At 40.6% G+C, this 22,252-nt stretch carries 16 protein-coding genes and 2 pseudogenes; 5 read left to right on the top strand and 13 right to left on the bottom strand.

What is annotated here, in order from left to right; translation table 11 throughout:
• Window positions 1–457: pseudogene (locus ACR2F7_RS00615) on the top strand (M1 family peptidase); the annotation flags it as partial.
• 65 nt (window positions 458–522) lie between these two features.
• Window positions 523–1,257: a head GIN domain-containing protein gene (locus tag ACR2F7_RS00620; RefSeq protein WP_432711674.1), complete on the top strand. Its 735-nt coding sequence runs from the start codon at window positions 523–525 to the stop codon at window positions 1,255–1,257.
• Window positions 1,258–1,331: 74 nt separating this feature from the next.
• On the opposite strand, the gene odhB is transcribed toward ACR2F7_RS00620, so the two are convergent.
• From odhB to ACR2F7_RS00640, 4 genes are all read right to left on the bottom strand, one after another.
• Window positions 1,332–2,549: a 2-oxoglutarate dehydrogenase complex dihydrolipoyllysine-residue succinyltransferase gene (gene odhB / locus ACR2F7_RS00625; RefSeq protein ID WP_432711675.1), complete on the bottom strand. Its 1,218-nt coding sequence runs from the start codon at window positions 2,547–2,549 to the stop codon at window positions 1,332–1,334.
• Window positions 2,550–2,565: 16 nt separating this feature from the next.
• The gene (locus ACR2F7_RS00630) at window positions 2,566–5,361 is read right to left on the bottom strand and encodes a 2-oxoglutarate dehydrogenase E1 component (RefSeq protein ID WP_432711676.1); all 2,796 of its coding nucleotides are present in this window, start codon (window positions 5,359–5,361) and stop codon (window positions 2,566–2,568) included.
• Between the two features lie 63 nt (window positions 5,362–5,424).
• Window positions 5,425–6,303, bottom strand: coding sequence for a MerR family transcriptional regulator (locus tag ACR2F7_RS00635; RefSeq protein WP_432711677.1), 879 nt, complete (start codon window positions 6,301–6,303; stop codon window positions 5,425–5,427).
• An 83-nt stretch (window positions 6,304–6,386) separates the two neighbouring features.
• Window positions 6,387–7,673: a DASH family cryptochrome gene (locus ACR2F7_RS00640; protein WP_432711678.1), complete on the bottom strand. Its 1,287-nt coding sequence runs from the start codon at window positions 7,671–7,673 to the stop codon at window positions 6,387–6,389.
• Between the two features lie 147 nt (window positions 7,674–7,820).
• Between ACR2F7_RS00640 and ACR2F7_RS00645 the strand changes: the two genes are divergently transcribed.
• Window positions 7,821–8,738 carry a TIGR01777 family oxidoreductase gene (locus ACR2F7_RS00645; RefSeq protein WP_432711679.1) on the top strand — a complete coding sequence of 306 codons (918 nt, stop codon included), beginning with the start codon at window positions 7,821–7,823 and terminating at the stop codon, window positions 8,736–8,738.
• Entirely contained in the window at window positions 8,738–10,045 is a 1,308-nt protein-coding gene (locus ACR2F7_RS00650) for a cryptochrome/photolyase family protein (RefSeq protein ID WP_432711680.1), read from the top strand. The genes ACR2F7_RS00645 and ACR2F7_RS00650 overlap by 1 nt, the downstream gene beginning before the upstream one ends.
• Window positions 10,046–10,049: 4 nt before the next feature.
• Here ACR2F7_RS00650 and ACR2F7_RS00655 read toward each other — a convergent pair whose 3' ends face one another.
• The 9 genes and pseudogenes from ACR2F7_RS00655 to ACR2F7_RS00695 form a co-directional block, all read right to left on the bottom strand.
• Window positions 10,050–10,937: an FKBP-type peptidyl-prolyl cis-trans isomerase gene (locus ACR2F7_RS00655; protein ID WP_432711681.1), complete on the bottom strand. Its 888-nt coding sequence runs from the start codon at window positions 10,935–10,937 to the stop codon at window positions 10,050–10,052.
• A 12-nt stretch (window positions 10,938–10,949) separates the two neighbouring features.
• Window positions 10,950–11,432, bottom strand: a complete 483-nt coding sequence (locus ACR2F7_RS00660; RefSeq protein ID WP_432711682.1) for an FKBP-type peptidyl-prolyl cis-trans isomerase — start codon at window positions 11,430–11,432, stop codon at window positions 10,950–10,952.
• Window positions 11,433–11,637: 205 nt separating this feature from the next.
• Complete coding sequence (locus tag ACR2F7_RS00665) at window positions 11,638–13,428, bottom strand: acyl-CoA dehydrogenase family protein (protein WP_432711683.1); 1,791 nt, start codon at window positions 13,426–13,428, stop codon at window positions 11,638–11,640.
• A gap of 21 nt (window positions 13,429–13,449) precedes the next feature.
• A complete protein-coding gene (locus ACR2F7_RS00670; protein ID WP_432711684.1) occupies window positions 13,450–14,628 on the bottom strand; it encodes an acetyl-CoA C-acyltransferase in 1,179 nt (392 codons plus the stop codon).
• Between the two features lie 23 nt (window positions 14,629–14,651).
• Entirely contained in the window at window positions 14,652–17,015 is a 2,364-nt protein-coding gene (locus tag ACR2F7_RS00675) for a 3-hydroxyacyl-CoA dehydrogenase NAD-binding domain-containing protein (protein ID WP_432711685.1), read from the bottom strand.
• The gene (locus tag ACR2F7_RS00680) at window positions 17,005–17,451 is read right to left on the bottom strand and encodes a MarR family winged helix-turn-helix transcriptional regulator (protein WP_432711686.1); all 447 of its coding nucleotides are present in this window, start codon (window positions 17,449–17,451) and stop codon (window positions 17,005–17,007) included. Before ACR2F7_RS00680 ends, ACR2F7_RS00675 begins: the two co-directional genes overlap by 11 nt.
• Window positions 17,452–17,581: 130 nt before the next feature.
• Window positions 17,582–17,782, bottom strand: a pseudogene (locus ACR2F7_RS00685) (OmpA family protein); the annotation flags it as partial.
• Between the two features lie 7 nt (window positions 17,783–17,789).
• A complete protein-coding gene (gene ggt / locus ACR2F7_RS00690) occupies window positions 17,790–19,502 on the bottom strand; it encodes a gamma-glutamyltransferase (RefSeq protein ID WP_432711687.1) in 1,713 nt (570 codons plus the stop codon).
• Window positions 19,480–21,252: an AMP-dependent synthetase/ligase gene (locus tag ACR2F7_RS00695; protein WP_432711688.1), complete on the bottom strand. Its 1,773-nt coding sequence runs from the start codon at window positions 21,250–21,252 to the stop codon at window positions 19,480–19,482. Before ACR2F7_RS00695 ends, ggt begins: the two co-directional genes overlap by 23 nt.
• Before the next feature lie 226 nt (window positions 21,253–21,478).
• Here ACR2F7_RS00695 and ACR2F7_RS00700 point away from each other — a divergent pair, with 226 nt between their 5' ends.
• Window positions 21,479–21,958 (top strand): hypothetical protein, encoded by a 480-nt coding sequence (locus tag ACR2F7_RS00700; RefSeq protein ID WP_432711689.1) that lies wholly within the window; start codon window positions 21,479–21,481, stop codon window positions 21,956–21,958.
• The last annotated feature ends 294 nt before the right edge of the window (window positions 21,959–22,252 follow it).

The raw sequence follows: 22,252 nt of genomic DNA on the forward strand, positions 1-22,252 counted from the left end.
ATATGGTGTAAATAAAGAAGGCTCTGGCGATATGTATTATAAAGGGGCAAATATGGTCCACATTATCCGTCAACTCCTAAACAATGATAAAAAGTTCAAATCTATTTTAAGGGGAATGAACAAAACTTTTTACCACCAAACAGTTACCACGGCTACCATTGAACAATACCTGAGCAAACAAAGTGGCCTTAAGCTCGACAAGGTTTTCGACCAGTACCTGCGTCATACAGAAATTCCAGTATTTGAATACAAAATCAATGGAAATAAACTTTCTTACCGTTGGAAAGCTACTGTAAATGGTTTTGACATGCCGGTAAAAGTGAAATTTAAAAAAGACAAATACAGCCTGCTCCGCCCTACGGCAGATTGGCAAACGGTTAAAGTCGCTACAGGACTTACTGCAGCACAGGTTGAAATTGACCCTAACTTCTATGTGAAAACGGAAATTGCAAAATAATTTAACTGAGGATGCAACTTTTAGGTTTAAGATGCATCTTATATAAAGATAAACTGATCAGAATCATGAAAACAATAACTAAAGTATTAGGCCTGGCATTATTACTGTGCACGGTTGGCGCTAACGCTGACTCCATTAAAAATATAAATGGGAAGGCTGCTTTGCGTCAAGACAAAGACAGGCAAGTAAGCAATTTCACTAGTGTTGCGGTAAGTGGTTCCATTACGGCCATCGTTAAAATAGGAAACAGCGAAAACGTCCGCCTTGAAGGAGATGCTGATGTATTGGCCGAAATTGTTACTGAAGTTAAAAACGGCGTGCTGATCATCAGACCATCAACAAAGTGGAAAAACTGGAACAAGAAATTTGACAGGTCTAAAGTTACCGCTTACATCACTACAAAAAAACTTACCTCAGTTACTTTGAGTGGCTCAGGAAGTATAGATGTTCAGTCGCCAGTAACCGCAAATGAGTTCTCCACCACCTTAAGTGGTTCAGGATCAATTAAAGTTGCTGCCAATGTGAAGTCTTTAAGTGCTGTAATCAGTGGATCAGGAAACATCAACACCAGTGGCAAATCGAATGATGTGGATATCACCATCAATGGTTCGGGAAATTTCAATGGCAAAAGCATGCAGGCAGAAACAGTTTCTGCTGTCATCAGTGGTTCTGGTTCTGCTTATATTGCTGCAAATAAAAAGATTGATGCTGTTACTTCGGGCTCCGGAGTCGTGTATTATACCGGCAACCCTTCCATTGAAAAAACTGTGGTAGGTTCTGGTGGTGTAAGAAAAAACTAAGCACTCTATTAAAATTAAGGGATAAAAAAAAAGGCCTCTCCATAACGGAAAGGCCTTTTTTAATGATTTAAATACTACACGCCTAATAATAGACGAGCAGGATCTTCTAATAATTGTTTAACCCTAACCAAGAAGCCTACAGACTCTCTACCGTCAATAATACGGTGATCATAAGATAAAGCTAAATACATCATCGGGCGAACAACAACCTCACCTTTAATTGCAATTGGACGCTCAATGATATTGTGCATACCTAAAATTGCTGACTGTGGAGAGTTGATGATTGGTGTAGACATCATAGAGCCAAACACACCACCATTAGTGATGGTAAAAGTACCACCAGTCATTTCATCTAAAGTTAATTTGCTGTCGCGAGCTTTAGTTGCCAATTCAACAACACTTTTCTCAATCTCAGCAAGACTTTTGCTTTCTGCATTTCTAATGATCGGTACAACCAATCCTTTAGGTGCAGAAACAGCGATAGAAACATCAACGAAATCGTTGAATACTAACTCATCACCATCGATACGTGCATTCACAGAAGGGAAATCTTTCAAAGCTTCACATACAGCTTTAGTAAAGAAGCTCATAAAGCCTAAACCAACACCATATTTCTCTTTGAATTTATCTTTGTATTTACCACGTAAGTCCATGATCGGTTTCATGTCTACTTCGTTAAAAGTAGTTAACATAGCTGTTTCACTTTTTACAGCAACCAAACGTTTGGCAACTGTTTTACGTAGAGGAGACATTTTTTGTCTGCGCTCATTTCTTTCGCCAGCAACAGGAGCAACAACAGGAGCACTTGCCGGTGCAGCTGCTTTCTTAGGTGCTGCTTTTTCAGCATTAAGAGCATCCTCTTTGGTAATACGGCCATCAACGCCAGTACCTTTAACAGCAGCTGGAGCAACACCTTTCTCAGCCAATATTTTACCTGCAGAAGGTGAAGGAGTACCTGTAGCATAGCTTTCGCCAGACTTTTCTGCTATTGGAGAAACAGCAACCGGTTCAGCAGCTACTTTTTCTTCTTTAGGGGCTGCCGCTGCAGGAGCTGCACCACCTTCTTCAATGCTACAAACAACAGCACCAATTGGCAAGGTATCACCTTCTACTGCTACTGTTCTTAAAGTTCCCGCTTGTTCAGCAGTTAATTCAAAAGTCGCTTTATCTGATTCCAGTTCAGCAATAACTTCATCCATTTCAACTGCATCACCATCATTTTTTACCCAACGAGATAAAACAACTTCAGTAATTGATTCTCCTACTGGCGGAACTTTTATTTCTATACTCATAACTGATTATTTTTTTTTAATCTACATTATATATTTTACTCACCGATTTTTTAGCAATCTTTTGCTCTTTTTCAGTTACTGGCATTTCAAAAGCTTTAGCTAAAATATAAGCTTGTTGATCTGCATGTTGTTTAGCAAATCCAGAAGCTGTACTGCTGCTTTCTTTTCTTGAAATCACTTCGATATCGCTGAAGCTTGTTCTTCTTACTTTACGCAACAAATATGGCCATGCACCCATGTTTTCAGGTTCTTCCTGTACCCATAGGGCTTCGGTTGCATTGCTGAAACTGTTATAAGCAGCTTCCATTTGTTGTAAAGGTAAAGGATACAATTGCTCTACACGTACGATAGCAACATTTTTGATTTTATCGCTTTGTTGTTTCTCCAATAGCTCGTAGTAAATTTTACCACTGCAGAAAAGAACTCTGTTTACTGCTGATGCCTCAACGTTAGCATCTGTAATCACTTCCTGGAACTTGCCTTCTGTAAAATCTGTTAATTTAGATACACATAAAGGATGACGTAGTAAGCTTTTTGGCGTAAATACCACTAATGGTTTTCTGAAATCACGTGCAAACTGACGACGTAATACGTGGAAGAAGTTAGCTGGTGTAGTACAGTTAGCCACCTGCATGTTATAATCAGCACATAACTCCATGAAACGTTCAATCCTCGCAGATGAATGTTCCGGACCTTGTCCTTCGTAACCATGAGGTAACAACATCACTAAACCATTTTCTCTTTGCCATTTTGTTTCCGCACTGGCAATATATTGATCTACAACAATTTGCGCTCCGTTAAAGAAATCACCAAATTGGGCTTCCCAAATCGTTAATGCATTAGGATTAGCCATGGCATAACCATATTCAAAACCTAAAACACCATATTCAGATAAGTGGGAGTTATAAATGTCAAAAGGACCCTGGTTTTCAGCAACATTTGCTAAAGGGATATATTCTTCTTCCTGATCTTCAAGCGTTAATACCGCATGACGGTGAGAGAATGTACCACGTTCAACATCTTGTCCGCTTAACCTTACTCTTTTACCTTCAGCTAATAAGGTACCATAAGCCAATTGCTCGCCCATAGCCCAGTCGAATACATGAGTTTTGTTTGCCATTTGGTTACGTTCACCAAATAGTTTCTCAATTTTCTTGAAGAACTTTTTATCAGCAGGCAGGCTGCTGATTTTATTGGCGATAGACAATAAAGTAGCTTCATCAACTGCAGTTTCTGGAGATGCTTCAAAATCTTTGGCAGCAGCAATACGCATATCTGCCCATGCACCACCAAATTTAACATCCTGGTAAGTAGAGGTCAGTTCTTTAGCCTCATTTAAGCGTTCCTGCAAAATTCCACGGAATTCTTTTTCCATTTCTTTAGCAAGGCTCGCTTCAAGTTTACCTTCGTTAATCAGTTGTTTAATATAGATATCACGTGGATTAGCGTGTTGCTCAATGATTTTGTATAACAAAGGCTGGGTAAATTTAGGCTCATCTGCCTCATTGTGTCCAAATCTGCGGTAACACAAAATATCAATGAAAACATCATTTTTATAACGCTGACGGTATTCCATGGCCATGTTAATTGCATAAACCAATGCTTCAACATCATCACCATTTACATGGAAAACAGGTGAAAGGGTTACTTTAGCAATATCGGTACAGTAAGTACTGGTACGGGCATCTTTATAGTTGGTGGTAAAGCCAATTTGGTTATTGATGACCAGGTGAATAGTACCACCAGTTTTATAACCATCAAGGCCTGCCATTTGGATCACTTCATAGACAATACCTTGTCCTGCTACTGAAGCATCACCATGTATTAAGATCGGTGCAATCCTTGAATTATCACCTTCATATTTAAAATCAATTTTAGAACGTGTCATTCCCTCTACCACACCATTGACGGTTTCAAGGTGAGATGGGTTAGGACATAAACTCAAGTGCACTGCTTTACCATTATTAGTGGTTACATCTGTTGAATATCCTAAATGGTATTTAACATCACCACCAAAAGGAGAAGTAGCACTGTAGCCTTTACCTTCAAATTCTGCAAAAATGTTTTTATACGTTTTTTGCATAATGTTGGCAAGCACATTTAAACGACCACGGTGGGCCATTCCAATAACGAACTCTTCAATACCCAGATCAGCACCTTTTTCAATCACTGAATCCAATGCAGGGATTAAAGCTTCTGCGCCTTCCAAAGAGAAACGCTTTTGTCCTAAGAACTTTGTTCCAAGGAAGTTTTCAAAACTTACTGCTTCGTTTAATTTCTTTAAGATTCTTCTTTTTTCATCAATAGAGAAGTTTGCCGTGTTACGGGTACTTTCCATCTTGTTCTCAATCCAGCTTAAAACCTCCGGCGTTCGAACAAATTTATATTCCGCCCCAATCGAACCGCAGTAGGTTTGCTCTAAGAAAGCAACAATATCCTTCAGGGTTGCAGCACCTATACCTATTTCAATACCAGCATTAAAGACAGTATTTAAATCTGCATCACTTAAACCAAAATTCTCAAGTGCTAAAGTAGGTAGGTGTTTTCGTCTTTCACGAACAGGGTTGGTTTTTGTAAATAGATGTCCCCGGTTACGGTAACCATTGATAAGGTTTAGGACATTTACTTCCTTCAGGAAGTTTTCTGGTGCTTGGGTGTTCTCAGGGCTATCTGATGCGCTTCTTCCAAAATCGAAGCCTTCAAAAAATTTCTGCCATCCGAATTCTACTGTGTTCGGGTCTTCTTTATACGCTTTATATAAGGAATCGATGTATTTGGCATTCTCGCCGCTGAGATAAGATAAATTATCCATTGTTTGTGAAATCTATAAGTGCAGCAAAATTAGGATTTTACCTTATAAAACAGGCAAAATTCTTTATATTTCTTCAAGAAAGTCTACCATATCACAAACATTCTTCAAGGGGATCAAACGCTCTCCCGACATGATGTCAAATTCAGATATTAAGCTTCCCGCAACTAGTAGTGGCACTTTAAGATTGTCCATTACTTTGTTGATTATTTTATTTACATCTTTTCCCAAATTTAAAGAGGTAAGAACAATAAAGGCGAAATCAGGCTCATAAGTTTCCATTACTTTGTTGATATCTCCATAAGGAATATCCTGACCGAGGTATAAAACATGATGGCCACATCGCTTCAATAAGTACCTTGCAAAAAGCAATCCAGTTTCGTGCGTTTCCGCTTCTGGTAAGAAAAGTAAAAATCTTTTAGCATTTGGCTTCACAGGTTTCTTCACTTTGTCGATCGCAATAATCAACTGGTCTCGGATCAGGTTAGCGGCAAAAATTTGATGTGAGGGATCTAGCGTACTCGTTTGCCACAGCATTCCCACTCTTTTCATAAAAGGGAAAAGTACAGTATCCATGGTTTTCACCATCCCTAGTTCTTTGATGCAGGCAGCTAAGATTTTCGAAAACCCTTCTTCATCATATTTAAGGGTGGCCTCAGAAAGGTTGAGCACTTGCACAGCATCATTATTCCAATTGGTCTTCAGTTGTGTAACAAGGGTGTTGATCTGCTGAGCAGTCATTTTGGCTATTTTGCTAATTTTATAGCCATTCTCATTAAGGGTAACGATATTCAACAGCATTTTCAAATCCTGCTCATCGTAATACCGGATGTTCGTAGACGTTCTTTTTGGAGGCACAAGATTAAATCTTGATTCCCAGGCCCTAAGGGTATGTGCCTTAATTCCTATCAGGCCTTCTATATCACTTATTGAAAATCTTTTCACAACTACATAACAACAGTTAAACAAATTGGTTTAAAATACAACTATTGTAGAAGAAAAAGAGAAAATAATTGAATTTTATAACCTTAGGCCACAGAATTTGGCAGCGTGACGTTCAACAATTTGAATTGTTTATCGATGTCAACAGCACTTTTATCTGTTCCCGTTTTCTTTCCACCACCAGCTACCAATGCCCAGTTACACCAGTTATTGGCGGGTGCATGGTCAATTGCTTTTTCTTCAAAATAGGCAGCGCCTTTAACCCAGTCAATTTTGAGTATATAAATGAGGTAGGTAGAAAGCAACAATCGCGCGGCATGTGGTAAAAAACCAGTTGTATTGAGCAGTTTCATATGTTGGTCAACATATTCATTGCCTGTAGTTCCAGTTTTCCACTGCTCAAAAAGCAAGTTTTCGTGCTCTTCCGGCACTAAATGTTCTGGCTTCAAAGCAAAGTCATTAAAGAAATGAGGACCATGTTTTTTCAGCATAAACCTAAAATAATCACGCCACATTAAACCCAGTAAAATCTGGTTAAAATTAGGGTTTGTTCCGTATTTATCTTCCGCATCTTTAACCAGCCAATACACCATTCTTGGCGATAAACAACCCAACGACAGCCAAGGAGAGAGCATAGAGGAAAAGCCTAACTTGCCGGCACCACTTTTAATGGCTTTTTTATAAATGGGCGATCCTTCTTCTAACAAGGTAGTCAAATGTTGTAATCCTTTTGCTTCACCACCTGTTAATTCTTGCTGTATGCTGCTGCCCATTGCTTCAGGCATTACAATCTCTTCAAGGGCGGGTATTTCACCTGCATTTTCAACAGGTGCAAAACTAATTACTTCAGGCGCTAAAAAGCAGGCCTTCACAATAGCATCCCGTTCCGTTTTCTTTTTAAACTGTGCAAAAGTATCAGGAATATCTTTAATGGGAAAAGGTAAATCTTCTTTATTATATAAAGTATGGCCAATAAAGTGACGCAGGTTGATCCTTAGTTTCCAGAGGCTGTCTTCTACATCTGCAGATACCTGGGTTTCCTCGGCAGCAACTTCCCGGTGATGATATACTTCTGCAATATCATACGCTTCGACAAGCTCTGGCAGTAAAACTTCAGGAAGGCCCTTTAAAACCAGCAGATCTCCCCCTAACCGCTGAAATGATTGACGTAATGCAGCAACACTCTCCAGTAGAAACTGTGCCCTGATGGCACCACAACGGTAAGAAAGATGGGGGGTAATTTCAAAATTACGGGGATCGAAGATGAATACCGGTAATATCTGATCAGACTTAGCAATAGCCTCCACTAACATTTCATTGTCATGTAAACGGAGATCGTTTCTAAACCAAACTAATATTTTTTTAGGTTTCATGCTGATTATGTGAATCAAAGGCAAAAGTAGGGCATTTTGCCCCCTAAAACTAGTATGTATAGCAATATTTACACAAGCAAAACAAACGCCTGATTTTTACCAATATATAAAACTTATGTGCTCACAAAAAGTTATATTACACATACGATGAAAAAGCACATATTGATAACGGGTGCCACCGGAATGATAGGTACAGAACTTTTGCCTGCCTTACAGCAGCAAGGACATACAGTTTCCATCTTAACACGTAAGCCAACAAAACTCAAAGACGTCCAGGTTTTTTTGTGGGATGTGTATCAACAGAAAATAGATACTCAATGCCTCGCAAAGGTGGATACCATTATACATCTTGCCGGAGAAAATATTGCTACAAAAAAATGGACAAAAGAAAGAAAACAGCAGCTGGTAGACAGCAGGGTGTTATCAGCAGCCCTACTCTTTAAAACATTAAAGGAAGTCCCTAACCAGGTTACTACCTTTATCTCTGCTTCTGCAGTAGGCTATTATGGCGACTGTGGCGACGAGATATTAACTGAAGACGATGCTAACGGAAGTGGCTTTCTTGCTGATTGCTGTGAGAAATGGGAGGCTGCTGTTGATGAGGGCAAAAGTTTAAACCTGCGGGTGGTAAAAATAAGAACAGGCTTTATTTTAAAGAAAGGCGAAGGTGGCCTGGCGGCCATGGATAAACCCATCCGTTTTTTTGCTGGTGCGCCTTTAGGCACCGGATTACAGTGGGTACCGTGGATACACATCAGGGACATTGTAAAAATCTATCTTGCTGCAACTGATGACAGCAACATGAAGGGTGCTTACAATGCCTGTGCTCCTTACCCGGTAACCAACACCACTTTAACCAAAGGCATTGCCCAGGTGCTTCATCGCCCGGTGTGGCCATTTACAGTATCAGAAACGGTGCTGAACGCCCTGCTTGGCGAAATGAGTACCGTAGCCTTAATGAGCACCAATACTTCTGCACAAAAACTGCTCGACAGTGGTTTTACCTTTAACTTCACACAGCTTGATGCTGCCTTAAAGAACATCTACCAGGTGCCGGCAAACTAATGAAGAAAGAAAATATTTGCATCTGCTGGTTAAGAAGAGATCTGCGTTTATCAGATCATGCTGCTTTATACCATGCCTTAAAAAGTGGAACACCAGTTTTACCTCTTTTTATATTTGACACAGACATCCTCAGTCAGCTACACGACCCCAATGATGCCCGGGTAAACTTTATCCATAAAACCCTGCAGCAGCTGGCCGATCAATTAGCAGCTTTGGGTTCCTCCTTGTTGATTAAACATGGTCAACCTGCAGCCATCTGGCAAGAGTTATTAACATCGTATCACATCGAAGGTGTTTATGCAAACCATGATTACGAGCCCTATGCCCGCCAGCGCGACCAGCACATTGCGGAATTGCTGGAAAAAGAAAATATCCCCTATCATACTTATAAAGACCAGGTTATCTTTGAAAAAAAAGAGATCATCAAAGATGATGGCTCGCCATACACCGTCTTCACCCCCTATTTCAGGAAATGGCAAAAGAACTTAACACCCTTCCAGGTGAAGCCCTACCCTGTGGATAAGTATGTGGATAACTTCTATAAGTCTACAATACTCCCTTTTCCTTCCCTCAAGGAATTAGGCTTTGGCCCTACCTCTATTCCCCTGCCCTCCTTAAACTTTGAAGATACGCTTAACGACTATGAGCAGCGCAGGGATTTCCCTGGCGATGATGTGACCAGCAGAATTGGTATCCATTTGCGTTTTGGAACGGTAAGCATCCGTCATGCGGTAGGCAATGCATTAGAACAAGGTGCAGAGAAGTGGCTGTCTGAACTGGTGTGGCGAGAGTTTTACATGATGATTTTATGGCATTTTCCACAAATTGTGCACAGTTGTTTTAAACCTGCATACGACAGGATCAGGTGGAGAAACAACGAGGCTGAATTTGAAGCCTGGTGTAGCGGCAATACTGGCTATCCTCTGGTAGATGCAGGCATGAGGCAACTCAATGCCACAGGTTTTATGCACAATAGGGTACGCATGGTAACGGCAAGCTTCTTAACCAAACACCTGCTGATTGACTGGAAATGGGGAGAGGCCTATTTTGCAGAGAAATTGCTGGATTATGAAATGGCAAGTAATATAGGGGGCTGGCAATGGGCATGTGGCTGTGGCAATGATGCGGCACCCTATTTTAGGGTATTTAACCCGGAGTTACAGGCTAAGAAATTTGACCCCAAAAACGTTTACGTTAACCGTTGGGCACCTGCTTATCAACAACAAAAGCATGTCCCACCTATAGTAGAACATGCTTTTGCAAGAGACAGAATGCTTAAAGCTTTTAAAGAAGCTTTAAATCCTTAATATTTTAATTGCTTACTGCAGTAACCTCAATATCGAAATCCAATACCGCGTTTCCAGGAATTGGTGAAGAACCTGCTGTACCATAACCTTCAAGAGATGGAACTAATATCCTTATTTTACCACCTTTATTAATCAGCGGGATTGTTTTTGTCCAGCCTTTAATAACACCGGTTAAAGAAAAGCTTAATCCATCAGCAGAGGAATCGAATACTGTTCCGTCCAATAGTCTTCCAGTATATTTTGCTGTTACTGTAGAACCTCCATTAATCGGAGAGGCAGCATCACCCGGTGCAATAATGACATAATAGATTCCACCAGGTCCTTTCACCGCATTGGTAATACCTTTAGCAGTAATAAACTCCCTGATTAAACGGTCGTCAAGATCAGACTGTTTTTGCTCAGGCATCGTTGTAATCACTAAATCAATCAATTCATTAGAAGGTACATTAATGGTAGCAAAGCCGTTTCTGCCAAAAGCTAAATAAGAAGGCAACAAGATTCGAACCGAACCACCTGGTTTCAAAGCCAGCATTGCTGTTCTGATGGCGGGAATATTATAACCGTTAAAATCATTGGCATAACCTACATAAGTTCCAAAGTTACCATTTGCAGGGTCAGTATAATAAGTAGTACCGTTAAGCAATGACTTAATGGTAGCATGGTACAATACAGAATCTTTATTGGTAAAGTTATTACCAGTTCCCGTTTTAAGTACCTGGTAGTAAAACCCAGTACTGTCTTTTTCAACGGTTAATTTATTCGACTGAATGTATTGTTGAAGTTTGGTTTCATCACTAGCTTCAATAGGTTCATAATCTTTGGTACATGAACCAAGTAGAACGATGAAACTGAATAAAGCAAGCGCATAGGATGCGGTTAATTTTTTTAACATTATTGTTGATTATTAATTTGATTCTTTATTTACTGAAATTAAGTCAACCGTAAAATCCAAAGGAGAATTTGCCGGTATAGCGCCTACTTTTCTATTGGTGTAAGCCATTGTTGAAGGAATGATTAACCTGATCTTTCCACCTGCTTTAATTAGCGGGATGCCCTTTTGCCAGCCTTCAATTACACCGCTCAGTGGAAATGATACCGCATCAGTATTTGTTTTATCCACAACAGTACCATCTAAAAGACGAGCTTCATATTTAACCGTAACGTCGTCAGTTACCTTTACCGGTACCGTTCCTGTACCCGGTTTAAGGATTTGATAAAACAAGCCATTACTCTCTTTAACATCCTCGAGTTTCTGATCAACAATAAATTTCTGGATAATCTCTGTATCTGCTTTTAACTGCGCTTCCCTATCATAAGCTTCTTCTTTTTGACAAGCTGAAAAAGTGAGTAACAGGGCAAATGCTGCTAATATAATCTTGTTTTTCATTGATTCTTTAATGTGTTTTTAGGTCTATGGGCTATCATAAGCTCATGAATAGCTATTTGTTAGCCTTCAGCGCATGATGATTTCATCATAAGGCACAAAAATAGTCTTTTATTGCTCACTGAACAATTTTTAACCAATTTTAACAAATCACAAAAAAAGGCGCCCACCTTACATGGACGCCTTCACTATTCGAGATATAAAGATTTTAGTAGCAATATTTATTGGCAGCGATCACTTCCTGTGCTACTTTCTGACGGAGATCCTTCACGTTAAAGGCTTCCATTTTGGTAAACCTGCGTAAACCTACCATCATCATGCGCAGCTCATCACCTTCTGCAAAGGCCCAAAGCGCTTCTTTACCAGCTTTCTGAACGCCATCAACAGCTTCCACAAAGTAAATACGCATCATATTTAGCTGACCAGCACAAGCGGCTTCACCCCTCAGGCTCACCAACTTTTCTGTTCTTAACATTACCGATTCAGCAACGTATACGTAACTTGCCATGTCAGCAATATTCATTAAGATCTCTTGTTCTTTAGACAAGCTCATCATTAATTTCTGTACTGCAGAGCCGGCAACCATTAATGTTGCCTTTTTAAGGTTGGCAATAATTTTCTTTTCTGCGGCGAATAAAGTTTCATCTTCCTCGCCAAAGTCAGGAATAGACATCAACTCACCGGCAACAGCAGTTGCAGGCGTCATCAGGTCTAACTCACCTTTCATGGCACGTTTCAACATCATGTCTACGGTAAGCAGACGGTTGATTTCGTTGGTGCCTTCAAAAATACGATTGATCCTGGCATCACGGTAAGCGCGGTCCATAGGGGCATCAGCAGAAAAGCCCATACCACCATAAATCTGCACACCCTCATCCACCACGTAGTCAAGCACTTCAGAACCCCAAACTTTCAATATCGCACATTCTACAGCAAACTGCTCTGTAGATTTTAATTTAGCTTTACTTTCATCCATGCCACCGGCAACCAATGCATCAAAAGCATCATCAATATTTTGTCCGGCACGGTAATTTGCAGATTCTACAGCATACACTTTAGTGGCCATTTCTGCCAGTTTATGACGAATGGCACCGTATTTAGAAATCGGGCGCTCAAACTGAACACGTTCGCTAGAATAATTAACCGCATGGTTGATCACTGCTTTTGAAGCACCGATAGCAGCCGCTGCCAGTTTTATCCTGCCGATATTTAAAATGTTTACCGCTATTTTAAATCCGTTCTGACGTTCAGACAACAAGTTTTCAACAGGAACCTTGCAATCATTAAAGAATACCTGTCTGGTTGATGAACCTTTGATGCCCATTTTATGTTCTTCAGGGTTCATGGTTACACCACCAAAATCACGCTCCACAATAAAAGCAGAAAGGTTTTTGTCGTCATCAATCTTCGCAAAAACAATAAAGATATCCGCGAAACCACCATTGGTGATCCACATTTTCTGTCCGTTGATGATATAATGCTGACCATCTTCTGTTAACTTGGCTTTAGTTTTTCCAGAGTTAGCATCAGAACCAGAGTTAGGCTCCGTTAAGCAATAAGCAGCCTTCCATTCACCAGTACCCAGTTTAGGGATATATTTAGATTTTTGCGCTTCATTACCATAATATAGAATTGGCAAAGTACCAATACCCGTATGGGCAGATAAGGCGACAGCGAAAGAATGACCTGCACCAATTACATCTGCAACAAGCATGGAGGTGTTAAAGTTCTTTCCAAAACCACCGTACGCTTCAGGGATGGATACCCCTAAGATACCCAGTTCGCCAGCTTTAGTTAATAAAGATGGCATTAAGCCCTCTTCTAACTTATCTATACGATCAAGGTTAGGATATACTTCTGCCGCTAAGAAATCACGGCAGGTCTGAGCGATCATCACTTGTTCTTCATCAAATTCTTCAGGAATAAATACCTCCTGGAAAGTAGTGTCCTTAATGAGGAACTCACCACCTTTAATTGTTTTCTTGTCTGTAGTTTCCATATATTTATGTTCCAAATTCCCTTATAACATTTCAAAAATACCCGCAGCACCCTGACCGGTACCTACACACATGGTTACCATGCCGTATTTCTGCTCTCTTCTTTTCAATTCACCAAATAGCTGTACCGAAAGCTTAGCACCTGTACAACCCAGTGGGTGCCCCAGGGCAATACCACCACCGTTTACATTCAAGATATCAGTGTTGATGCCCAGCTCACGGGTAATGGCCAGAGATTGAGAAGCAAAAGCCTCATTTAACTCAATCAGGTCGATTTGGTCTAACGTTAAATTAGCCATTTCCAATGCTTTAGGAATAGCATAAATCGGACCTATGCCCATAATACGTGGTGGCACACCTGCCGCGGCATAACTCACCAGGCGGGCAATAGGCTGAACACCTAATTCTTTTAATTTACGCTCAGATACCACAAGTACAAAAGCAGCACCATCAGAAGTTTGCGAAGAGTTACCTGCGGTTACACAACCATCCGCAGCGAATACAGGCTTTAATTTGGCCAGTTTCTCAATGGATGTATCTGCTCTGGGCCCTTCATCCGTATCCACCACATAATTGCGTGTTTGTTTTTTCATGTTGCCATCTACATAGTTCTCTGTGATGGTAATAGGCACAACCCCATCTTTCAGGCGACCATTTTTAATAGCTTCCACAGCTTTGCGGTGTGAATGAAAAGCAAATTCATCCTGATCCTCGCGGCTTACCTTATATTCTTTGGCCACTGCCTCAGCGGTTAAGCCCATACCCCAGTACCAGTCAGGGTTGTTTTTAGCAACCTCAGCATTAGGCACCAGTTTCCAGCCTCCAAAAGGCATTCCCGACATTACCTCTACACCACCGGCAATGATACAATCGGCCATACCGCTTTTAATCTTTGCTACTGCAGTAGCAATTGTTTCTAAACCAGATGCACAATACCTGTTAACGGTTACACCCGGAACTTTATCCGTATTCAAGCCCATTAAGGAAATCATACGACCGATATTCAATCCTTGTTCAGCTTCAGGTGTCGCATTACCTACAATGACATCATCAATTTGCTCGTGGTCTAAATTTGGAACCGACGCTACTAAATGTCTGATCACTTCAGCGGCTAAATCATCCGCCCTGGTAAAACGAAACACGCCACGAGGCGCTTTTCCAACTGCTGTACGATATCCTGCTATTATATATGCTTCTTGCATGTCTATGTCTTTATAATTTATAATTAGTTTCTTAAAGGTTTTCCTTTAGTCACAATACTCTGTATACGTTCCAATGTTTTACGTTCTCCACAAAGCGACAAGAACACTTCCCTTTCCAGGTCAAGTAAATATTGCTCGGTGACCTCAGTCGGATAAGAAAGATCACCCCCACACATGACATAACCCAGTTTCTCCGAGATCTTTTTATCATGCTCAGAAATATAATGGCCGCTGTACATGGTATTGGCACCCGCATAAACGATCCCCAGGCCTTGTTTACCCAAAACCCTGATATCCTTACGTTTAACAGGCTGTGTATAACCCGCATCAGCAAGTTCAATGGCTTTAGCCTTGGCATCTGCAATTAAGCGACTTCTGTTCATGGTAATGGAATATTTATCTTTCTGCAGGTAGCCCAGTTCAAAGGCTTCAACTGCCGATGTAGAAACCTTGGCCATTCCTATAGTTAAGAAACGTTCTTTTAACACGTTTTGCACAATCTGGTCATCCTTAAATTCATCTGATGCACGCAGCGCAAATTCTTTTGTACCACCGCCACCAGGAATTAAACCAACGCCGAATTCTACAAGACCCATATAAGTCTCTGCATTGATCTGCACATGGTCTGCATGTAAACTAAATTCACATCCACCACCAAGGGCTAAATTATGAGGAGCAACCACTACAGGAATAGATGAGTAGCGAATGCGCATAGAAGTATTTTGAAAAGCTTTAATCGCCATGTTCAATTCATCCCACTCCTGCTCTACAGCCATCATGAAGATTAAACCTACATTAGCTCCAGCAGAGAAGTTAGCGCCATCATTACCGATAACCACGCCTCTGTATTCTTTTTCTGCAAGGTCAATGGCCTTATTGATGGCCTGTAAAGTATCGCCACCAATAGTATTCATTTTAGAGTGGAACTCTACGTTCAAAATACCATCACCTAAATCAATGATCGAAGCACCATTATTTTTCCAGATCACTTTGTTGGCACGAAGGTTATCCAGAATGATAAAAGCTTCAGCACCCGGTACTGCTACATAGCTTTTTGTAGGGATGTCATAATACTTTCTAACACCATTTTCTACCTTATAAAAGGAAGTATGGCCGGCATCCAGCATTTCAAGTACCCAGGCTGCAGGCGCATTGCCAGTAGTTTTCATCCCTTCAATAGCTTCCTTGACACCTACAGCGTCCCAAAGTTCAAAAGGACCTAAGTCCCAGCCGAAGCCCGCTCTCATGGCATCGTCTATGCGATACAATTCATCGGAAATCTCAGGGATACGGTCAGATACATATTCAAATAAACCGAATGAGGAGGCTCTGAATAGTTCACCTGCCTTATCTTTGCCGGCAGCAAAAACTTTCATCCTGTCTTTTACATTATCTATAGCTTTCGTTAAATCTAAAGTTGAAGATTTAACTTTTTGCTGCGGACGGTATTCCAGCGTTTTTAGATCTAGTGCTAAAATTTCTGTCTTTCCTTCAGCAGTTTTTGTTTTTTTATAAAATCCTTGTTGTGTTTTATCACCCAGCCAGTTATTTTCAGCCATTTTAGCGACATAACCTGGCAGCTCAAACAATTCATGGGCTTTGTCGTCAGGACAGTTGTCATACAAGCCTTTTGCTACCTTAATCATGGTATCAAGGCCTACTACATCTGTGGTACGGAAGGTTGCTGATTTTGGTCTGCCTAAAGCAGGACCAGTAAATTTATCTACTTCCTCTACGGTGAGGTCCATTTTCTCTACCAGGTGCAGCAGGGCCATGATGGCATAAACACCTACCCTATTGGCAATAAATGCAGGGGTATCTTTACAAAGCACTGTGGTTTTCCCCAGAAACTTATCACCATAATGCATAAGGAATTCTACAATATCGGGGTTGGTATCTGCGGTAGGAATAATTTCCAGTAAACGCAGGTAACGCGGTGGATTAAAAAAGTGAGATCCACAGAAGTTAGCCCGGAAGTCTGCTGATCTGCCTTCGGCCATTAAATGTATAGGAATACCCGAAGTATTAGAGGTCACTAAGGTGCCTGGTTTACGGTATTGTTCTACCTGATCAAAGACCTTTTTCTTGATGTCAATATTTTCAACGACAACCTCAATGATCCAATCATAGGCAGCAATTTTGGGCATATCATCCTCAAAGTTACCCGTTGTAATTTTCTGAACTACCTTTTTAGCATATACCGGAGAAGGGTTTGTTTTGATGGCCGTTTGTAAGGCCGTATCCACAATGCTGTTTCTTGGGCCTTCTTTAGGCGCAATGTCCAGCAACAATACTTCAACACCTATATTTGCAAAGTGACAGGCAATACGAGAGCCCATAATTCCGGAACCCAGTACTGCTACCTTATTAATCTTTTTATTTATCATTTTCTGAATTAATTGTATATGCTAAAGTGAGTTTATTTATTTTTTGTAAAGTAGACATCAGGCTGTTTCGCTCACTTACCGTGAGGTTTTCAGTGAGGTATTCATTAAAAGAGATGACCACCTTTTTTGCCTGTTGCCTTTTTTCACGCCCTAAGTCGCTCAGGTAAACTTTTACTGATCTTTTATCCCCAGCAGAGGGTTCTCTGTAAATAAGATGCAGGGCTTCCATGTTATTTAACATCCTGGATAAACTTGTGGCCTTTACGCCTAGTAAGCCTGCTAACCTGGAAACTGGCGTCCCCTCCTTTTCTATATTAATCAGCACATAACCAATTGCTTGAGTAATTCCAAATTCTGAGGCGATCTGGTTATAACTGTTTGCCATATTTTGCCAAACTACCTTTAATAAAGAATCTATTGTTTCCTGCTGTTTCATTTATTATTATGCTTGCATAACAAAGCTAAATAATAAATTGTTCTGTTGCAAGTATATTTTTGCAAAAAAAAGAACAGTAAAAAGCGCCGCAGTGTTACCACTGTGGCGCTTCAATTGTTAACTTTAATGCTTAAAATAAAGTGAATTCTACCCTTCTGTTTTTCTGACGACCACTGGCAGTTTTATGAGAAGCAATAGGCTGGTTAAGGTATGCTTTAACCGCTTCAGCCCTGTCTTTAGATAAAGCCAGCTTTAGTTTCATCGAACCGGTATTATCTGTTTGTCCTGCTAATTTCAGGCTAAAGTTTTTCTCTACCAGTAAGGCAGCAACTTAGTATTTACCAGCCAATCGCTGTATCGTCACCACGAGGATCAGCTCCGCCCTGCAAATAACCCCATTTGGTTTTCAGAATTGCATCAACTCTCCCGATAGGGCCTCTAACCCTAAGCAGGTAACCTTTATTTTCTAAAATCTTTTGTGTAGCACTGTCTAAAGCATCAGGTTCCAGCTGCACTTCATCTGGCAGCCATTGATGGTGAAACTTCTTTGCATTGACTGCCGACTGCATGCTGAGGTCAAAATCGATGACATTCAAGATGGTCTGGAACACAGAGGTGATAATGGTAGAACCACCAGGAGTGCCGACCACCATATACAGGTCACCATTTTTTTCAATGATCGTTGGTGTCATGGAGCTTAACATACGTTTATTTGGAGCGATGGCATTAGCTTCGCCACCCACCAGGCCATACATATTTGGTGCCCCGGGCTTCACGGAAAAATCATCCATTTCGTTGTTCAGCAAAAAACCTGCTCCTTTAACCAGTACACCAGCGCCATAAGAGCCATTTAACGTTGTGGTTACCGATACAGCATTACCCTCGCGGTCTACAATAGAAAAATGGGTAGTTTCTTCATGCTCTGCAGGGGCAATAACACCGGCACTCACTGCCGCACTTGGTATTGCCTTGTTCCAGCTAAAGCTGCTCATTCTGTCTTTAATATAGGATGCCGCCATCAGCTGTTGCTGTGGAACTTTATAGAAATCAGGATCTCCTAAATGCGCAGCACGGTCTGCATACACACGTCGCTCTGCCTCCACCATCACCTGAACGGTAGAATCAGCATTATGACCCCATTTTTTGAGGGGGAAACTTTCTACAGACTTCAACAGCTGTATCAATGCAATACCACCACTAGAAGGCGGCGGCATGGTAATAATTTTATAGCCTTTATATTCGCCAAACACGGGCTTGCGCCAGATAGCCTGGTAATTTTTTAAATCTTGCAGTGACATGATGCCACCAGAACGCTGCATTTCGGCAACAATAGAATCTGCAACAGCACCTTCGTAGAAGCCAGCTTTACCCTTATTTTGGATGAGCGTTAAGGTATTGGCCAGTTCTTTTTGAATCAGCAAATCTCCAGGGTTCCAAACCCCTTGTTTAATCAAGGCCGTGCCCTTAGGGTTAAGCTTGATCAACCTTTCTTGTAAGCCATTTAATTCTTTAGCCTGGCGTTCGGTTATTTGAAAGCCGTTATTTGCCAAAGCAACCGAGGGAGCTACCAGTGCTGCCCATTCTAGTTTGCCATATTTTTGATGTGCTTCATACATGCCTGCCACAGAGCCTGGTACACCAGCAGCTAAAGCACCAAACATGCTTTTTTCTACGATAGGCATGCCTGCAGAATCGAGATACATGTTTCGGGAAGCTTTTTCTGGTGCCTTTTCTCTGTAATCAATCGTATTAGTGAGCCCTTTGGCAGAGCGGTAAACCAAAAATCCACCACCACCAATATTACCTGCATTGGGGTAAACCACAGCAAGGGCAAATTGAACGGCAACCGCAGCATCAACAGCATTGCCACCTTTCTTTAAAATATCTACCCCTACCTGCGAGGCCAAATGGTGAGCAGAAACCACCATTCCATTGCGGTATTCCTTACTATTTTGAACGCCTATTTGTCCACCTGCACACCCTGTTAACACAACAGGTATCAAAAAAACAATGATCAAGAGAAGGGAGTTACTCTTTATAAACTTCTGCATCTTTATATAATTTCTCAATATTACTATTATTACGCTCCAAAATGACTTTTCTTTTGAAGCTTAACTTTGGCGTAAGCTCGCCGGCTTCAATACTCCATTGTTTAGCCAATAAAGCAAAACGTTTCACTTGCTCCCACTTTCCAAAATCTTTGCAGCTATACTCCACAATTTGTTGATATTTCTCCAACACCTGTGGGTGATGGATCATTTCTTCGTTGGTGGTATAAGGAATTTCTTTCTTTTCTGCCCAAACTTTTAAAGCCACAAAGTTAGGTACAATTAAAGCAGCTGGAAATTTACGATTTTCTCCCAAAACCATCACTTGTTCAATAAGAATTGTTTCTTTAAATTTATTCTCCAGCATTTGCGGCGCCACATATTTACCACCGGCAGTTTTAAAGATTTCCTTTTTACGGTCTGTAATCTTTAAAAACTTATTGTCAATAAGTTCGCCTATATCACCAGTATGGAACCAGCCCTGGCTATCTATAGCTTCAGCAGTAAGGTCATCCCTGTGGTAATAACCTTTCATGATGGCATGACCACGGGCCAGCACTTCGCCATCTTCAGCAATTTTGATTTCTATGCCTTCAATAGCAGGCCCTACAGTACCAAACATGGTGTTGCCATTAAAATGGTTTACCGTAAGCACTGGCGAAGTTTCCGTCAGTCCGTAACCTTCTAAAACAGGCATGCCTGAAGCCCAGAAAATTCTTGCCAACCTTGGGTTTAAAGCTGCACCGCCAGAAACTATGCCCAGAATTTGACCGCCCAGGGCTTCCTGCCATTTTTTAAATACCAGTTTCCGGGCAATACCCAGCTGGAAGTTATAAAACCAGCCGTTGCTAAATTCAAAGCGTTCGGCAACACTGACAGACCAAAAGAACATTGCTCTTTTAATGCCGGTAAGGGCCTTGCCTTTTTCCATGATTTTTTCATAGACTTTCTCCAGCAGCCTTGGTACGGTAGTAAAGATGTTAGGCTTCACATGTTGGATATCGGCAACAATGGTGTCCATGCTTTCTGCATAATAAACCGCAACACCTGTATAGATATAAAGGTAGATGATCATTCTTTCGAAAATATGCGACAGCGGTAAAAAGCTCAGTCCTTTTTGTATTCCCGGAGGGAGCAGCACCGCAGAATTCTCGAAATTTTTAATTAAGTTGGTATGCGTCAGCATCACCCCTTTTGGCGTGCCGGTGGTGCCAGATGTGTAGATTAAAGTTAATATATCATCGCCTGTAACCGCAGCACGGTATTTTTCTAAGTCAATTTCAGGATGTTGTTTTCCTTCTGTAGTCAGGGCAGACCAATGTGCAGCTCCAGCAACTTCTCCAATGGTGTAAACCTGGATAGGCTGTGCTAAATTTGCAGCTACGGCCTGAACTTTATGGTAGAGCTTTTCATCGGCCACGAAAATCATGCTGACTTCTGCATCGGTAAGGATAAATTTAATATCATTTTCGGCAAGTGTTGGGTACAGTGGGACCTGGTAGGCACCAATTTGCATGATGGCAAAATCAGTAATGTTCCATTCAGGACGGTTCGACGCCATCACGGCAATCCTGGAACCTTTGCCCATGCCTTTGTTGACCAGACCACGACTTAAATCATCAACAATTTCAACAAATTGTTGGGTACTGTATGAAATCCAATTGCCAGATTTTTTACCATTTACAAAATCTTGTTTTGGAAACTTTTCTAAATTATAGTGAAGGAGATCAAATACGCGCGTTATTCCGGACATAGCTTTCATGGATTTAAATTTGGTAGCACTGTTGATAATCAAATCTAATAAATAAAACTATGTAAAAAAACCAATTTTGATTTCGGTATATTTTATTGACACAATTTATGATGACAGTTTAAACAACTTGCTATAACAGTATAAATACGTTAATTGTTTTCCCATATTTCAAGTAACGGCATCATATTTGCTAAGGCCATGGCTTATTACACAAATGAAAAATAATATGAAAAAATTCTTTACTATTTTAAGCCTTATCGTTCTTACTACTTTGGCGATGTACAACACTTCAAATGCACAAAACTACAAAAATGCTATAGGTGGACGTTTTGGAACGGCTAACGGTGTTACTTTCAAAACCTCTTTAGGTGGCAATAAAATGATAGACATCATTGCTAATTTCAGGTCACATAATGACAATGATTATTTCCGTCTAACAGGTTTATACGAAATTTATAACCCAATTGCAGGTGCTCAAGGTTTAACCTGGTACTACGGTATTGGTGGTACTATTGGTTCTGTAAACTACAAACGTTATGACAACAGTGATCTTTATTTATCATTAGACGGCGTTTTAGGTTTAGACTACAAAATTCCTACTGCACCAATCAACTTCTCTTTAGATTGGAAACCAGCAATTGAATTAGCACCAGATACACAATTTGACGGAGCAGGCTTAGGCTTATCTGTTCGTTTTACTTTCTAGTAGCCGATTAAAAAATATTAAAAAGCCCGTATCCTCATGGAGGATACGGGCTTTTTTGTGACCAAGTCACTGTTTCATTAAATCAATAATGAATTTGTTAAAAGATTAAAGAGTTTTTTGCTGCCCATTTTCGAGTTTATGATAAGTTGATGTATGTCGATTCCTGAAAAAGCTATACACATAAAACTAAGTGTATGGAAACTAAAAAAGAAAGTCAGGCTCTTACCAAACGTAAACCTGTAGTCCATTTTTATGATCCTTTATTGATCAAAGAAATCGTAAATGCAGTAGAAG

This window comes from Pedobacter sp., from assembly GCF_045628745.1.
Lineage (GTDB): Bacteria > Bacteroidota > Bacteroidia > Sphingobacteriales > Sphingobacteriaceae > Pedobacter.

Bases quoted from the DNA above. Each gene is read 5' to 3' on its own strand.
- ACR2F7_RS00620 (WP_432711674.1), top strand. From the start codon at position 523: ATGAAAACAATAACTAAAGTATTAGGCCTGGCATTATTACTGTGCACG.
- odhB (WP_432711675.1), bottom strand. From the start codon at position 2,549: ATGAGTATAGAAATAAAAGTTCCGCCAGTAGGAGAATCAATTACTGAA.
- ACR2F7_RS00630 (WP_432711676.1), bottom strand. From the start codon at position 5,361: ATGGATAATTTATCTTATCTCAGCGGCGAGAATGCCAAATACATCGAT.
- ACR2F7_RS00640 (WP_432711678.1), bottom strand. From the start codon at position 7,673: ATGAAACCTAAAAAAATATTAGTTTGGTTTAGAAACGATCTCCGTTTA.
- ACR2F7_RS00645 (WP_432711679.1), top strand. From the start codon at position 7,821: ATGAAAAAGCACATATTGATAACGGGTGCCACCGGAATGATAGGTACA.
- ACR2F7_RS00650 (WP_432711680.1), top strand. From the start codon at position 8,738: ATGAAGAAAGAAAATATTTGCATCTGCTGGTTAAGAAGAGATCTGCGT.
- ACR2F7_RS00655 (WP_432711681.1), bottom strand. From the start codon at position 10,937: ATGTTAAAAAAATTAACCGCATCCTATGCGCTTGCTTTATTCAGTTTC.
- ACR2F7_RS00660 (WP_432711682.1), bottom strand. From the start codon at position 11,432: ATGAAAAACAAGATTATATTAGCAGCATTTGCCCTGTTACTCACTTTT.
- ACR2F7_RS00665 (WP_432711683.1), bottom strand. From the start codon at position 13,428: ATGGAAACTACAGACAAGAAAACAATTAAAGGTGGTGAGTTCCTCATT.
- ACR2F7_RS00670 (WP_432711684.1), bottom strand. From the start codon at position 14,628: ATGCAAGAAGCATATATAATAGCAGGATATCGTACAGCAGTTGGAAAA.
- ACR2F7_RS00675 (WP_432711685.1), bottom strand. From the start codon at position 17,015: ATGATAAATAAAAAGATTAATAAGGTAGCAGTACTGGGTTCCGGAATT.
- ACR2F7_RS00680 (WP_432711686.1), bottom strand. From the start codon at position 17,451: ATGAAACAGCAGGAAACAATAGATTCTTTATTAAAGGTAGTTTGGCAA.
- ggt (WP_432711687.1), bottom strand. From the start codon at position 19,502: ATGCAGAAGTTTATAAAGAGTAACTCCCTTCTCTTGATCATTGTTTTT.
- ACR2F7_RS00695 (WP_432711688.1), bottom strand. From the start codon at position 21,252: ATGTCCGGAATAACGCGCGTATTTGATCTCCTTCACTATAATTTAGAA.
- ACR2F7_RS00700 (WP_432711689.1), top strand. From the start codon at position 21,479: ATGAAAAAATTCTTTACTATTTTAAGCCTTATCGTTCTTACTACTTTG.